Origin of the sequence: Pseudomonas sp. 18173, from assembly GCF_050432945.1 — a bacterium.
Lineage (GTDB): Bacteria > Pseudomonadota > Gammaproteobacteria > Pseudomonadales > Pseudomonadaceae > Aquipseudomonas.
The window spans coordinates 68,808-82,919 of record NZ_JBKFTN010000013.1; the positions used below are offsets into that span (position 1 = coordinate 68,808).

Annotated in this window: 11 protein-coding genes; 2 read left to right on the forward strand and 9 right to left on the reverse strand. The window is 60.6% G+C overall.

Annotated features, from left to right (window positions below):
- Positions 1–61: 61 nt before the first annotated feature.
- From ACLD1X_RS16030 to ppsA, 4 genes are all read right to left on the reverse strand, one after another.
- Positions 62–1,057 (reverse strand): zinc transporter ZntB, encoded by a 996-nt coding sequence (locus ACLD1X_RS16030; RefSeq protein ID WP_429369239.1) that lies wholly within the window; start codon positions 1,055–1,057, stop codon positions 62–64.
- A gap of 27 nt (positions 1,058–1,084) precedes the next feature.
- Positions 1,085–1,573: a ribonuclease E activity regulator RraA gene (gene rraA, locus ACLD1X_RS16035; protein WP_429369431.1), complete on the reverse strand. Its 489-nt coding sequence runs from the start codon at positions 1,571–1,573 to the stop codon at positions 1,085–1,087.
- A gap of 140 nt (positions 1,574–1,713) precedes the next feature.
- Positions 1,714–2,703 (reverse strand): alpha/beta fold hydrolase, encoded by a 990-nt coding sequence (locus ACLD1X_RS16040; protein WP_429369241.1) that lies wholly within the window; start codon positions 2,701–2,703, stop codon positions 1,714–1,716.
- 198 nt (positions 2,704–2,901) lie between these two features.
- Entirely contained in the window at positions 2,902–5,277 is a 2,376-nt protein-coding gene (gene ppsA, locus ACLD1X_RS16045; RefSeq protein WP_008017605.1) for a phosphoenolpyruvate synthase, read from the reverse strand.
- 174 nt (positions 5,278–5,451) lie between these two features.
- Between ppsA and ppsR the strand changes: the two genes are divergently transcribed.
- Positions 5,452–6,270 (forward strand): posphoenolpyruvate synthetase regulatory kinase/phosphorylase PpsR, encoded by an 819-nt coding sequence (gene ppsR, locus ACLD1X_RS16050; protein ID WP_160387416.1) that lies wholly within the window; start codon positions 5,452–5,454, stop codon positions 6,268–6,270.
- Between the two features lie 63 nt (positions 6,271–6,333).
- Here ppsR and prpF read toward each other — a convergent pair whose 3' ends face one another.
- The 5 genes from prpF to ACLD1X_RS16075 all read right to left on the reverse strand — a co-directional run bounded on the left by prpF (position 6,334) and on the right by ACLD1X_RS16075 (position 13,273).
- Positions 6,334–7,524 carry a 2-methylaconitate cis-trans isomerase PrpF gene (prpF, locus tag ACLD1X_RS16055; protein WP_429369244.1) on the reverse strand — a complete coding sequence of 397 codons (1,191 nt, stop codon included), beginning with the start codon at positions 7,522–7,524 and terminating at the stop codon, positions 6,334–6,336.
- Positions 7,525–7,586: 62 nt separating this feature from the next.
- The gene (gene acnD, locus ACLD1X_RS16060; RefSeq protein WP_429369246.1) at positions 7,587–10,181 is read right to left on the reverse strand and encodes a Fe/S-dependent 2-methylisocitrate dehydratase AcnD; all 2,595 of its coding nucleotides are present in this window, start codon (positions 10,179–10,181) and stop codon (positions 7,587–7,589) included.
- A 196-nt stretch (positions 10,182–10,377) separates the two neighbouring features.
- A complete protein-coding gene (prpC, locus tag ACLD1X_RS16065) occupies positions 10,378–11,505 on the reverse strand; it encodes a bifunctional 2-methylcitrate synthase/citrate synthase (protein WP_429369248.1) in 1,128 nt (375 codons plus the stop codon).
- Between the two features lie 161 nt (positions 11,506–11,666).
- Positions 11,667–12,557 (reverse strand): methylisocitrate lyase, encoded by an 891-nt coding sequence (gene prpB, locus ACLD1X_RS16070; protein ID WP_008061726.1) that lies wholly within the window; start codon positions 12,555–12,557, stop codon positions 11,667–11,669.
- Positions 12,554–13,273 carry a GntR family transcriptional regulator gene (locus tag ACLD1X_RS16075; RefSeq protein ID WP_008017617.1) on the reverse strand — a complete coding sequence of 240 codons (720 nt, stop codon included), beginning with the start codon at positions 13,271–13,273 and terminating at the stop codon, positions 12,554–12,556. Before ACLD1X_RS16075 ends, prpB begins: the two co-directional genes overlap by 4 nt.
- A 297-nt stretch (positions 13,274–13,570) precedes the next feature.
- Between ACLD1X_RS16075 and ACLD1X_RS16080 the strand changes: the two genes are divergently transcribed.
- The gene (locus tag ACLD1X_RS16080; protein WP_413422009.1) at positions 13,571–14,107 is read left to right on the forward strand and encodes an ATP-dependent zinc protease family protein; all 537 of its coding nucleotides are present in this window, start codon (positions 13,571–13,573) and stop codon (positions 14,105–14,107) included.
- The last annotated feature ends 5 nt before the right edge of the window (positions 14,108–14,112 follow it).

A 14,112-nucleotide genomic window follows, 5' to 3' on the forward strand; every position in this document is an offset into this window, starting at 1 on the left:
AGCACCTCTCGTGATGTCTGTGGAAGACGCGATGAGTTCTGGTCGGGTCACATGATTGCCCTCAGACCCAGCGCAAACGTCGGAACAACCACCACTGCCCCAGCGCCACCGAAACCATCATCAGGCAGGCGATCAGAAAGCCATAGGGGCTTGCAGAGAATGGAATGCCACCGACGTTGATCCCCAAAAGCCCGGTCAGAAAACTCATCGGCAAAAAGATCCCGGTGATCACGCCAAAGCGATACATCGTGCGATTCATGCGCACGCTCAACCGGCGATCTTCCGCCTCCAGCACCAGCCCCACCCGCTCCCGGGTCAATTCCAGCTCCTCGAGGTAGCGGGTCAGGCTGTTGTTCAATTCGTTCCAGTAATCACCATCGTCCTCGACGAACCAGGGCAACTTGATCCGCGTCAACTGCCCGAAAATATCCCGCTGCGGAGCGAGAAAACGCTTCAACGCGGCGGCCCTGCGGCGAATCTGCAATATCGCGCCGTGCTCTGGCGCATACCGTTCGTCGGCATCCAGCTTTTCTTCTTCCTCATCCACCACTTCCGAGAGGTCGCTGACCAGGTCCTGCACCTTGTTGGTGAGGTACTGCGCCATGTACAGGATGAGTTCGGAGGCTGTTTTCGGGCCTTTGCCGTCGGCCAGTTGCACCAGCAGTTCTTCAGTGGCGCGCAACGGACGCAACCGCAGGGAAATGACCCGCTGGGCGGAGCCGAAGATCCGCACCGAGACCATGTCTTCCGGCTCGGCACCGGGGTTCAGATTGACCCCGCGCAAAAATAGCAGGAGTTCGCTGTCGGAAAGCTGTAAAAGTCGCGGACGAGTGTTTTCTTCAAGCAACAGGTCACAGCTGAATTCGCTCAGACCACTGGATTTGCGTAACCAGGTCCGGGTTTGCGGATGACTGCGATCCCAGTGCAGCCACAGGCTTTCATGAGCCTGCAGCTGCAAGTCGTCAAGTTCAGTCCGGGCAATCGAACGCGCGCCGCCTTTACCGTCCAGCACCAGGGCATGCACCAGCCCCCATTGCGCGTTTTCTTCCTCGAACATCCGCACTCCTCTGGTCTGCAGCCGCTTTTATTCAGGCATTTTCAGCGGGCTGGGCGAGATGATCACGCCGTTGTTGTCCGCATAGATGTAATGGCCCGGATGGAAGGTCACGCCAGCGAAGGTCACGGCAACGTTGAGGTCACCGATACCGCGCTTGTCGGTTTTCATCGGGTGGCTGGCCAGTGCCTGGACCCCCAGGTCGGTTTGCGCGATGACGTCGACGTCACGGATGCAACCGTAGATCACCAGGCCTTCCCAGCCATTGCCGGCTGCTTTCTCGGCGAGCATGTCACCCAGCAGCGCGCGGCGCAGGGAGCCCCCGCCATCGACCACCAGGACCTTGCCATTGCCCTTGAGCTCGACCTGCTCCTTGACCAGCGAGTTGTCTTCGAAACACTTGATGGTCACGATTTCGCCACCGAAGGAATCACGGCCGCCGAAATTGCTGAACATCGGTTCCAGCACCTGCACCAGTTCCGGATAGGCATCGCACAGGTCAGGCGTGAGGTAATGGATCATCGAGAAACTCCTGTAAAGAGGAAGACAGCACGAACATCAGTGATGACTCAGTCACGGAAAGTGACCAGAACAGCTCAATGCGTCATATCTTAGCCGCAAGCCGACCAGAGCGAAATGCCCTTGTTAGAGCATCTGGCTCAAACCACCGCTGCCAAATCCCCTTGCTCTCCCAACAACGGAGTCCGCTGGTCCAGCAGCCAGCGGGTCACCAAAGGCCAGACTTCGGCCTGGGCAGGCTTGCTGACAAGCATTTCAACATGACCGAAATTATCGGCGAAACCCTGGTCGCGACCCAGATTGATAAATTGCTTGTGTTCGGAACCGAACTGCTCGAACAGTTTGCGGCAAGCCCACGCGGGATCCTGATGATCACCGGCAGCAGACACGGCAAGCACCGGCAACTTGACCTCGGCCAGACCGTCCCACCAGTTTTTATCGGCATCGCCGAAGCGCCCGAACAGGCCATACCAACGCATGCTTTCCAGGGCCAGGCCGATGGGCTCGTCCTCCGGACCGCGCTTGAGCCTTGAGCCGGACAACTGGGCAAAACGCTTGAGAATGAAGCGACCGCCCCACTCCACCGGCGGAATCTTCAATGGCCAGTAGGTACGACTGACCTGGGCGCCAAAAAACGCCGCCGAGGCTACGACCGGCTCACCGATGTACTCACCGCCCAGCGCCGCAGCCAGGGTAATACCGCCCAGCGAGTGACCGATCCAGTGCGGCACCTGCCCGCTCTGTTCGCGCACGAACGCGCCAATGGCCGGCAGGTCATAGCGAGCGTAGTCGGCGACACGGTTCTTGCGGTAGTCGTGGTTGCGCTGGGACAGGCCGTGGCCGCGCATCTCCGCAATCCAGACATCGAACCCCAATCGGGCCAGATAAGCCCCCAACCCCAGGCCCTTGGGAGAAAACCAGAACCGGCGATTGGAGAAGCTGCCGTGCAGCAGGATCACCGGCACGCCGCGGGAAGACGGCTCATCGGCCATGCCGAGACGCGTCACAGCCAGTTCGACGGTGAAGTCGGGGCTGTTGCCGGGTTTCAAACGATACACATCTTCGCTCAGATCACCGCGCCGCTCGGCGCTGATCAGGGCGACAGGAAATAGGTTGCTGCTGCTTTGCATAATCTCTTGCACAAAAAAGGGCGGCATCCTACAGGAGCCCGCCCTACTTGAATCTCAAAAAGACCGCTCCCTGTAGGAGCGAGCTTGCTCGCGATGGACGTCAACGATAACGCGTTTATCCTGGATAAACGCGGTGTCCTGAGGTTCTTCGCGAGCGAGCTCGCTCCTACAGAGAGAGAGCGGCCCGTTTACACCGGATCAGGCCGAAGCTTGACCTTCCGCCAGGAAGAACCAGGTTTCCAGTACGGAGTCCGGGTTCAACGACACGCTTTCAATGCCCTGCTCCATCAGCCACTTGGCCAGGTCCGGGTGGTCCGAAGGGCCCTGACCGCAGATGCCGATGTATTTGCCGGCCTTGTTGCACGCGGCAATGGCATTGGCCAGCAGCTTCTTGACCGCCGGGTTACGCTCGTCGAACAGGTGGGCGATGATGCCGGAGTCACGATCCAGGCCCAGGGTCAGCTGGGTCAGGTCGTTGGAGCCGATGGAGAAACCGTCGAAGAATTCGAGGAATTCTTCCGCCAGGATGGCGTTGGACGGCAGTTCGCACATCATGATCACGCGCAGACCGTTCTGGCCACGGGCCAGGCCGTTTTCCGCCAGCAGATCGACCACCTGGCTCGCTTCACCCAGGGTACGGACGAACGGCACCATGATTTCGACGTTGGTCAGGCCCATCTCGTTACGCACGCGTTTCAGAGCGCGGCATTCGAGCTCGAAGCAGTCGCGGAACGATTCGCTGATGTAGCGCGATGCACCGCGGAAGCCCAGCATCGGGTTCTCTTCTTCCGGCTCGTACAGCTTGCCGCCGATCAGGTTGGCGTATTCGTTGGACTTGAAGTCCGACAGGCGCACGATGACTTTCTTCGGCCAGAACGCAGCCGCCAGGGTGCTGATGCCTTCGACCAGTTTCTCGACGTAGAAGCCCACCGGATCGTTGTAGCCGGCAATGCGCTTGTCGACGCTTTCCTTGATGTCCAGCGGCAGGCCGTCGTAGTTCAGCAGTGCCTTGGGGTGCACGCCGATCATGCGGTTGATGATGAACTCCAGGCGAGCCAGGCCGACACCGGCGTTCGGCAGCTGCGCGAAGTCGAAGGCGCGGTCCGGGTTACCGACGTTCATCATGATCTTGAACGGCAGCTCAGGCATGGCGTCAACGGAGTTCTTCTTGATGTCGAAGCCCAGTTCGCCTTCGAAGATGAAACCGGTATCGCCTTCAGCGCAGGAAACGGTCACGCCCTGGCCGTCTTTCAACAGCTGGGTGGCGTTGCCGCAACCCACTACCGCCGGGATACCCAGCTCACGGGCGATAATCGCCGCGTGGCAGGTACGGCCGCCACGGTTGGTGACGATGGCGCTGGCGCGCTTCATGACCGGTTCCCAGTCCGGGTCGGTCATGTCGGACACCAGTACGTCGCCTGGCTGGACCTTGTCCATCTCGGACACGTCCTTGATGATGCGCACCTTGCCGGCGCCGATGCGCTGGCCGATGGCGCGACCTTCCACCAGCACGGTGCCGGTTTCTTTCAACAGGTAACGTTCCATGACGTTGGCCTGGGTGCGGCTCTTCACGGTTTCCGGACGGGCCTGCACGATGTACAGCTTGCCGTCGTCACCGTCCTTGGCCCACTCGATGTCCATCGGGCACTGGTAGTGCTTCTCGATGATCATCGCCTGCTTGGCCAGCTCGCTGACTTCGGCGTCGGTCAGGCAGAAACGTGCGCGCTCGGCCTTGTCCACGTCGACGGTCTTGACCGAACGACCGGCCTTGGCCTCGTCGCCGTAGATCATCTTGATGGCCTTGCTGCCCAGGTTGCGGCGCAGGATCGCCGGGCGACCGGCGGCCAGCGTGCCTTTGTGGACATAGAATTCATCCGGGTTCACCGCACCTTGCACGACGGTTTCACCCAGGCCGTAGGCGCCGGTGATGAACACCACGTCACGGAAACCCGATTCGGTATCGAGGGTGAACATCACGCCGGCAGTGCCGGTTTCGGAACGGACCATGCGCTGTACGCCGGCCGACAGGGCTACCAACTTGTGGTCGAAGCCCTGGTGCACGCGATAGGAAATCGCGCGATCGTTGAAAAGGGAGGCGAACACTTCCTTGGCTGCGCGAATGACGTTTTCGACACCACGGATGTTCAGGAAGGTTTCCTGCTGACCGGCGAAGGAGGCGTCCGGCAGGTCTTCGGCGGTAGCGGAAGAACGCACGGCCACGGCCACGTCGGGGTTGCCGGCGGACAGCGCGGCGAACGCGGTGCGGATTTCGGTATTCAGTTTTTCTGGGAACTCGGCTTCCATGATCCATTGACGGATCTGGGCACCGGTCTTGGCCAGGGCATTCACGTCGTCGACGTCCAGGGCATCGAGGGCATCGTGAATCTGCTGATTCAAGCCGCTCAGTTCCAGGAAATCACGATAAGCCTGAGCGGTCGTGGCGAAGCCACCGGGCACCGATACACCGGCACCTGCAAGGTTGCTGATCATCTCGCCCAGGGATGCGTTCTTGCCCCCCACATGCTCAACATCGTGTTTGCCGAGCTTATCGAGGGAAACTACGTACTCTACCAAGGTGATCTCTCCACTAACTGTGTTGGAAAAGCTCAGACACCGGCTGCTCGGGGGAGCGTTTGCCGGCTGTATGGCCTGGACCTGGAAAATAAGTGAGAATGCGGGCCATTGGCGGCCGGCAAATCGCGCCTATCATATCCAAGATTCGTCACTAGCTTAAGGCCCAAGGTGCAAATGAAACGATCTGCTTTCTTTATCTCCGATGGTACCGGCATTACCGCCGAAACCCTGGGTCAAAGCCTTTTGGCGCAGTTCGAAAACATTACCTTCAGCAAAGTCACGCGGCCGTACATCGACAACGTGGACAAAGCGCGGGCCATGGTACAACAAATCAACAAAGCCGCCGAAATCGACGGTTTTCGTCCGATCATCTTCGACACCATCGTCAATCAGGACATTCGTGAGATTCTCGCAACCTCGAATGGTTTCATGATCGACATCTTCTCGACTTTCCTGGCGCCGCTTGAACAGGAACTGACCGAGCATTCTTCCTACACCGTGGGCAAATCCCACTCCATCGGCGCCAACACCAACTACATGGAGCGCATCGAGGCCGTTAACTTCGCCCTCGACAACGACGACGGCGCCCGCACGCACTATTACGACAAGGCCGACCTGATACTAGTGGGCGTGTCGCGATGTGGTAAGACGCCGACGTGCCTGTACATGGCGATGCAATTTGGCATCCGCGCGGCCAACTACCCGCTGACCGAAGACGACATGGAGCGCTTGCAATTACCAAGCGCCCTGCGTGCCCACCAGCACAAGCTGTTCGGCTTGACCATCGACCCGGACCGCCTCACGGCGATTCGCAACGAACGCAAACCCAACAGTCGCTATTCGAGCTACGCCCAGTGCGAGTTCGAGGTGCGCGAGGTCGAGAACCTGTTCCGCCGAGAAAACATCCCGAACATCAACTCCACGCATTTTTCCGTGGAAGAGATTTCCGCGAAGATTCTCGTGGAGAAAGGTGTGGAGCGGCGGTTCAAGTAGCTCTCCGGCGTTTGAGCGGGCCTCTTCGCGAGCCGGCCCGCTCCCACAGGGTTTTGGGAGACCTTAGAAAGAATCCCCCGGCACCCGCACAAAGCCTTCCATCAACACCCGCGCACTGCGGCTCATGATCGCCTTTTTCACGGTCCATTCGCCGTTGACCTGACTGGCCTCGGCGCCGACGCGCAAGGTGCCGGACGGGTGACCGAAGCGCACAGCATTGCGTTCGACACCGCCCGCAGCGAGGTTCACCAACGTGCCGGAAATCGCCGCGGCCGTACCGATCGCCACTGCCGCCGTCCCCATCATCGCGTGGTGCAACTTGCCCATGGACAGTGCACGCACCAGCAGGTCGACATCCCCTGCGGCAATCGCCTTGCCGCTGGACGATACGTAGTCCGCCGGCTTGGCCACGAAGGCCACTTTCGGGGTGTGTTGGCGCTTGGCCGCTTCGTCGACATTCGAAATCAGGCCCATGCGCAATGCGCCGTAAGCGCGGATGGTCTCGAACATCTGCAAGGCTTTCGGGTCGCCGTTGATCGCGCCCTGCAACTCGGTGCCCTTGTAGCCGATGTCTTCGGCATTGATAAAAATTGTCGGGATCCCGGCGTTGATCATGGTCGCCTTGAAGGTGCCGACACCGGGTACTTCCAGGTCGTCCACAAGGTTGCCGGTAGGGAACATCGAACCGCCGCCACCCTCTTCTTCCGCCGCCGGATCGAGGAACTCGATCTGTACTTCGGCCGCCGGGAAGGTCACGCCGTCGAGCTCGAAGTCGCCGGTTTCCTGCACTTCACCGTTGGTGATCGGCACATGGGCGATGATGGTCTTGCCGATGTTGGCCTGCCACACGCGAACCACCGCTACGCCGTTGTGCGGGATGCGGCTGGCGTCCACCAGGCCATTGCTGACGGCGAACGAACCGACCGCCGCCGACAGGTTGCCGCAGTTGCCGCTCCAGTCCACGAACGGCTTGTCGATCGACACCTGACCGAACAGGTAATCGACATCGTGATCGGCCTTGGTGCTTTTCGACAGGATCACGGTCTTGCTGGTGCTGGAGGTCGCGCCACCCATGCCGTCGATTTGCTTGTCGTACGGATCGGGGCTGCCGATCACGCGCAACAGCAAGGCATCGCGGGCCGGGCCAGGAACCTGCGCCGATTCAGGCAAATCCTTGAGGCTGAAAAACACGCCTTTGCTGGTACCGCCACGCATGTAGGTAGCAGGAATCTTGATTTGCGGTGCATGAGCCATGGTGCTCGTTACTCCTTGAAATGAGACACGGGACCCAAGGTCCCGTGTCGGTACAGCCTGTATTAAACGGCAGCCGCCGATTCTTCGAGGAAGTCCTGGGCGAAGCGTTGCAACACGCCGCCGGCCTCGTAGATCGACACTTCTTCAGCGGTGTCGAGGCGGCAGGTCACCGGCACATCGACGCGCTCGCCGTTCTTGCGATGGATCACCAGTGTCAGCTCGGCACGCGGGGTGCGGTCGCCGATCACGTCGTAGGTTTCGCTGCCGTCGATGGCCAGGGTGTGGCGGTTGGTGCCTGGCTTGAATTCCAGCGGCAACACGCCCATGCCCACCAGGTTGGTGCGATGAATGCGCTCGAAGCCTTCGGCGGCAATCGCTTCCACACCCGCCAGGCGTACGCCCTTGGCGGCCCAGTCACGAGACGAACCCTGGCCGTAGTCGGCGCCGGCGATGATGATCAGCGGCTGCTTGCGATCCATGTAGGTTTCGATGGCTTCCCACATGCGCATCACTTTGCCTTCCGGCTCGACGCGGGCCAGCGAACCCTGTTTGACCTTGCCGTTTTCCTGAACCATTTCATTGAACAGTTTCGGGTTGGCAAAGGTCGCGCGCTGCGCGGTCAGGTGGTCGCCACGGTGAGTCGCGTAAGAGTTGAAGTCCTCTTCCGGCAGGCCCATTTTCGCCAGGTATTCGCCGGCGGCGCTGTCGAGCATGATGGCGTTGGACGGCGACAGGTGATCGGTGGTGATGTTGTCCGGCAGCACCGCCAGCGGGCGCATGCCCTTGAGCGGACGCGCGCCGGCCAGTGCGCCTTCCCAGTACGGCGGACGGCGGATGTAGGTGCTCATCTCACGCCACTCGTACAACGGCGCGACTTTCGGGCCGGTGTCTTCGTGGATGGCGAACATCGGGATGTACACCTGGCGGAACTGCTCGGGTTTGACCGAGGCTTTCACGACTGCGTCGATTTCCTCGTCGCTCGGCCAGATGTCTTTCAGACGGATTTCCTTGCCGTCGACCACGCCCAGTACATCCTTCTCGATGTCGAAACGGATGGTGCCGGCAATGGCATACGCGACCACCAATGGCGGCGAGGCGAGGAACGCTTGCTTGGCGTACGGGTGAATCCGGCCGTCGAAGTTGCGGTTGCCCGAGAGCACGGCAGTCGCATACAAATCGCGGTCGATGATCTCTTGCTGGATCACCGGGTCCAGTGCGCCGGACATGCCGTTGCAGGTGGTGCAGGCGAAAGCCACGACGCCGAAACCGAGCTGTTCCAGCTCATCGGTCAGGCCGGCTTCATCGAGGTACAGCGCCACGGTTTTCGAGCCCGGCGCCAGGGACGACTTGACCCATGGCTTGCGGGTCAGGCCGAGCTTGTTGGCATTGCGCGCCAGCAGGCCGGCAGCGATCACGTTGCGCGGGTTGCTGGTGTTGGTGCAACTGGTGATAGCGGCGATGATCACCGCGCCGTCCGGCATTTGACCCGGTACGTCTTCCCACTTGCCGGAGATGCCTTTGGCCGCCAGATCCGAAACCGCCACACGGGCGTGCGGGTTGCTCGGGCCGGCCATGTTGCGCACCACCGAGGACAGGTCGAACGTCAGGCCGCGCTCGTATTGCGCGCCCTTGAGGCTGTCAGCCCACAAACCGGTCTGTTTGGCGTAGTTCTCGACCAACTGCACCTGCTCGTCTTCACGGCCGGTGAGCTTGAGGTAATCGATGGTCTGCTGGTCGATGTAGAACATCGCCGCGGTGGCGCCGTATTCCGGGGCCATGTTGGAAATGGTTGCGCGGTCGCCAAGGGTCAGCGCGGAGGCGCCTTCGCCGAAGAACTCCAGCCAGGCACCGACGACTTTCTGCTTGCGCAGGAACTCGGTCAGCGCCAGCACCATGTCGGTGGCGGTGATGCCCGGTTGCAGCTTGCCGGTCAGTTCGACGCCAACGCTTTCCGGCAGACGCATCCAGGAGGCGCGGCCAAGCATCACGCTCTCGGCTTCGAGGCCACCGACACCGATGGCGATCACGCCCAGCGCATCGACGTGCGGGGTGTGGCTGTCGGTGCCGACGCAAGTGTCGGGGAAGGCCACGCCGTCACGCACCTGGATCACCGGAGACATTTTCTCCAGGTTGATCTGGTGCATGATGCCGTTGCCCGGCGGGATCACGTCGACGTTCTTGAACGCCTTCTTGGTCCAGTTGATGAAGTGGAAACGGTCTTCGTTGCGACGGTCTTCGATGGCGCGGTTCTTCTCGAACGCCTGCGGATCGAAGCCACCGCGCTCGACGGCCAGGGAGTGGTCGACGATCAACTGTGTCGGCACCACCGGGTTGACTTGCGCAGGGTCACCGCCTTGCAGGGCGATGGCGTCACGCAGGCCGGCGAGGTCGACCAGCGCGGTCTGGCCGAGAATGTCGTGGCAGACCACGCGGGCCGGGAACCACGGGAAATCGAGGTCGCGCTTGCGCTCGATGAATTGCTTCAGGGATTCGGTGAGCGTGGCCGGGTCGCAGCGACGCACAAGGTTTTCCGCCAGCACACGGGAGGTGTACGGCAGGGTGTCATAGGCACCAGGCTGGATCGCCTCGACCGCGGCGCGGACATCGAAGTAATCCAGGTGGCTGCCGGGCAGTGATTTACGGAATTGTGTGTTCATCGTCAGGACTCGGTCACGGTAGTTACAAAAGGCGGGGCCTGGCACCGGTTTCGAAGCCAATGCATTCCACTGTAGGAGCGAGCTTGCTCGCGATGGTGTATCAGTCGACACCAATGTGAATGACATTCCATCGCGAGCAAGCTCGCTCCTACAGGGATCTGCGTTGATTTCAGATCCCGGCGCCGACCTCCACCATTCAGCGTTGTTCGATTGGTACGAACTTGCGCTGTTCAACGCCGGTGTACTCGGCGCTTGGACGGATGATGCGGTTGTTGGCACGTTGTTCGTACACGTGGGCGGCCCAGCCGGTCAGGCGCGAGCAGACGAAAATCGGTGTGAACAACTTGGTCGGGATGCCCATGAAGTGGTACGCCGAGGCATGGTAGAAGTCGGCGTTCGGGAACAGCTTCTTCTGCTCCCACATGGTCTTGTCGATGGCTTCGGACACCGGGAACAACACCGTGTCACCCACTTCGTCAGCGAGCTTCTTCGACCAGCCCTTGATCACCTCGTTGCGCGGATCGTTGTCCTTATAGATCGCGTGGCCGAAGCCCATGATCTTGTCCTTGCGCTCCAGCATGCCGAGGGTGCCCTTGATCGCGTCTTCCGGCGACGAGAAACGCTCGATCATTTCCATCGCCGCTTCGTTGGCACCGCCGTGCAGCGGGCCGCGCAGCGAGCCGATGGCCGCGGTGATGCACGAAAACAGGTCGGACAGGGTCGATGCGCAAACACGTGCGGTGAAGGTCGACGCGTTGAACTCGTGCTCCGCGTAGAGGATCAGCGAAACGTTCATCACCTTGACGTGCAGCTCGCTCGGTTTCTTGCCGTGCAGCAGGTGCAGGAAGTGGCCGCCGATGGACGGCTCGTCGCTCACGCAGTCGATGCGCTTGCCTTCGTGGCTGAAGCGATACCAGTAGGTCATGATCGCAGGGAAGGCGGCCAGCAGACGGTCGGTCTTGTCATGCTGCTCGGAGAAATTCGCCTCGGGTTCCAGGTTGCCCAGAAACGAGCAGCCAGTGCGCATCACGTCCATCGGGTGGGCGTCGGCGGGGATGCGTTCCAGCACTTCTTTCAGCGCTTGCGGCAGGTCACGCAGCTTGCTCAGCTTGGTGATGTAGGCGCTCAGTTGCGCTTTGCTCGGCAGTTCGCCGTACAGCAGCAGGTAGGCCACTTCTTCGAACTGCGCGTCAGCCGCCAGTTCACGAACGTCGTAACCACGATATGTCAGACCGGCACCCGACTGGCCCACGGTGGACAGTGCGGTTTGCCCGGCTACCTGGCCACGGAGCCCGGCGCCACTGAGTACTTTTGCTTCGGCCATTGCTGTCTCCAATTCTTGAATTTTTTAGGGAAACCAATCTTTCATCTGTAGGAGCGAGCTCGCTCGCGATGGACGTCAATGATGACGCGGGAAAACTGATACCCCGCGGTGTATGGCCCACCATCGCGAGCAAGCTCGCTCCTACAGGTACACGGTGTTCTTTATTTCTTCGCGGCAAACAACGCATCGAGCTTCTGCTCGAAGGTGTGGTAGTCGATGCGATCGTAAAGCTCCATGCGCGTCTGCATGGTGTCGATGACGTTCTGTTGCGTGCCATCGCGACGGATCGCGGTGTAGACGTTTTCGGCAGCCTTGTTCATGGCGCGGAACGCCGACAGCGGGTACAGCACCAGCGATACATCGGCAGCGGCCAGTTGCTCGGTGGTGTACAGCGGCGTCGCGCCGAACTCGGTGATGTTGGCCAGGATCGGCGCTTTCACACGGCTGGCGAACAGCTTGTACATTTCCAGTTCAGTGATGGCTTCCGGGAACACCATGTCGGCGCCGGCTTCGATGCACGCGGCAGCACGATCCAGGGCAGACTCCAGGCCTTCCACCGCCAGGGCATCGGTACGGGCCATGATCACGAAGCTGTCATCGGTACGCGCATCGACGGCCGCCTTGATGCGGTCGACCATTTCCTGCTGGGTCACGATTTCTTTATTAGGGCGGTGACCGCAGCGCTTGGCGCCGACCTGGTCTTCGATGTGAATCGCCGCGGCGCCGAACTTGATCATCGACTTGACGGTGCGAGCGACGTTGAACGCCGAGGAACCGAAACCGGTGTCCACGTCCACCAGCAATGGCAGGTCGCACACATCGGTGATACGGCGCACGTCGGTCAGCACGTCATCCAGGCCGGTGATGCCCAGGTCAGGCACGCCGAGGGAGCCGGCAGCCACCCCGCCACCCGACAGGTAGATCGCCTTGAAACCGGCGCGCTTGGCCAGCAGTGCATGGTTGGCGTTGATCGCGCCGACCACTTGCAGTGGATGTTCACTGGCGACCGCATCGCGGAAACGCTGGCCTGGTGTGCTCTTGTTCAAACTCATGACTCACCTCGTTTGGCTGTCGGGTTAACGCCGTCCTGGTAGTGACGGGCGATATTGCGTTTGGAGGCGCCGATGTGACGGCGCATCAACAACTCGGCCAGTTCACCGTCACGGTCGGCGATGGCATCGAGAATACGGTGGTGCTCGGCGAACGCCTGGTGCGGACGATTGGGCGTGGTGGAAAACTGGATGCGGTACATGCGCACCAGTTGATAGAGCTCGCCGCAGAGCATTTGGGTCAGCGTGCGGTTGCCGCTGCCCTGGATGATTCGGTAATGGAAGTCGAAATCGCCTTCCTGCTGGTAGTAGCCCCTGCCTGCCTGAAACGCTTCATCGCGCTCGTGGGTTTCCAGGACCCGACGCAATTCGTCGATTTCCTCGACGCTCATGCGCTCGGCGGCCAGGCGACAAGCCATGCCTTCCAGGGATTCACGGATTTCGTAAAGCTCAAGCAGCTCGGCGTGATTGAGCGACACCACCCGCGCGCCGACATGCGGTACGCGAACCAGCAGGCGCTGGCCCTCCAGACGGTGGATGGCCTCGCGCAACGGGCCACGGCTGATGCCGTAGGTGCGCGCCAGCTCCGGTTCGGAGATTTTGCTGCCCGGCGCGATCTCGCCTTTGACGATAGCCGCCTGAATGCGACGGAAGACGTTCTCGGACAGGGTCTCCGTATCGTCTTGCGCTAAAACCGGGGGATCGAGTTGATCCAGCATATTGTCGACACCTTGTGAGCCAATGCCGCAAAAACTAACGAATACAGGCGGCGCAGTCAAAGGATAAATAGATATTGTCGACAATCTTCTGATAACCGGTTGCACCATAACGAAGCAACCTTACCGTTTATAGCCACCCGCCAGCGCTGGCGCCAGCAAACCACCGTGCTAGAATGCCGCCCGCATTTGTTTGTCACATCTGCACTGCCTGTCATAAAAACCTGATAGGCATACGAGGGAGCTTGCGCAGCGATGCCAGGGCCTTGAATCAAGTCGGACCGCTGCGCACCAGGATTTATGAGACTCAAGCCCTTCCCTGCCTTCCTTTATTTACTTTGCCTGCCCGGCTACGCAATGGCTGGGGAAAAGACCGTGTATGGCCTCAACGAGTACGCATCGCTCAATGGCATTGATCTGGAAGTGGCGGCCAAACTCGACACCGGGGCGAAAACCGCGTCCCTGAGTGCACGGGATATCAAGCGTTTCAAACGCAACGGCGAGTCGTGGGTGCGCTTTTACCTGGCCATCGACGCCGCCCATTCGCACCCGATCGAGCGCCCGCTGGCCCGTGTCAGCAAGATCAAGCGCCGGGCCGGTGACTACGACCCGGAGGAAGGCAAGAAGTACACCGCCCGTCCGGTGATCGAACTGGATATCTGCATGGGCTCGGCCCTGCGCAGCATCGAAGTGAACCTGACCGACCGCAGTGCCTTCCAATACCCGCTACTGATTGGCTCCGAAGCGCTCAAGCGCTTCGATGCACTGGTTGACCCCAGCCTTAAATATGCTGCCGGCAAACCCGCCTGCACCACCGACGCTTATACCGCCGAGTAATTCAA

Excerpts from the sequence above, each read along its gene's own strand:
- ACLD1X_RS16030 (WP_429369239.1), bottom strand. The coding sequence starts at position 1,057 with ATGTTCGAGGAAGAAAACGCGCAATGGGGGCTGGTGCATGCCCTGGTG.
- ACLD1X_RS16040 (WP_429369241.1), bottom strand. The coding sequence starts at position 2,703 with ATGCAAAGCAGCAGCAACCTATTTCCTGTCGCCCTGATCAGCGCCGAG.
- ppsR (WP_160387416.1), top strand. The coding sequence starts at position 5,452 with ATGAAACGATCTGCTTTCTTTATCTCCGATGGTACCGGCATTACCGCC.
- prpF (WP_429369244.1), bottom strand. The coding sequence starts at position 7,524 with ATGGCTCATGCACCGCAAATCAAGATTCCTGCTACCTACATGCGTGGC.
- acnD (WP_429369246.1), bottom strand. The coding sequence starts at position 10,181 with ATGAACACACAATTCCGTAAATCACTGCCCGGCAGCCACCTGGATTAC.
- prpC (WP_429369248.1), bottom strand. The coding sequence starts at position 11,505 with ATGGCCGAAGCAAAAGTACTCAGTGGCGCCGGGCTCCGTGGCCAGGTA.
- prpB (WP_008061726.1), bottom strand. The coding sequence starts at position 12,557 with ATGAGTTTGAACAAGAGCACACCAGGCCAGCGTTTCCGCGATGCGGTC.
- ACLD1X_RS16075 (WP_008017617.1), bottom strand. The coding sequence starts at position 13,273 with ATGCTGGATCAACTCGATCCCCCGGTTTTAGCGCAAGACGATACGGAG.
- ACLD1X_RS16080 (WP_413422009.1), top strand. The coding sequence starts at position 13,571 with ATGAGACTCAAGCCCTTCCCTGCCTTCCTTTATTTACTTTGCCTGCCC.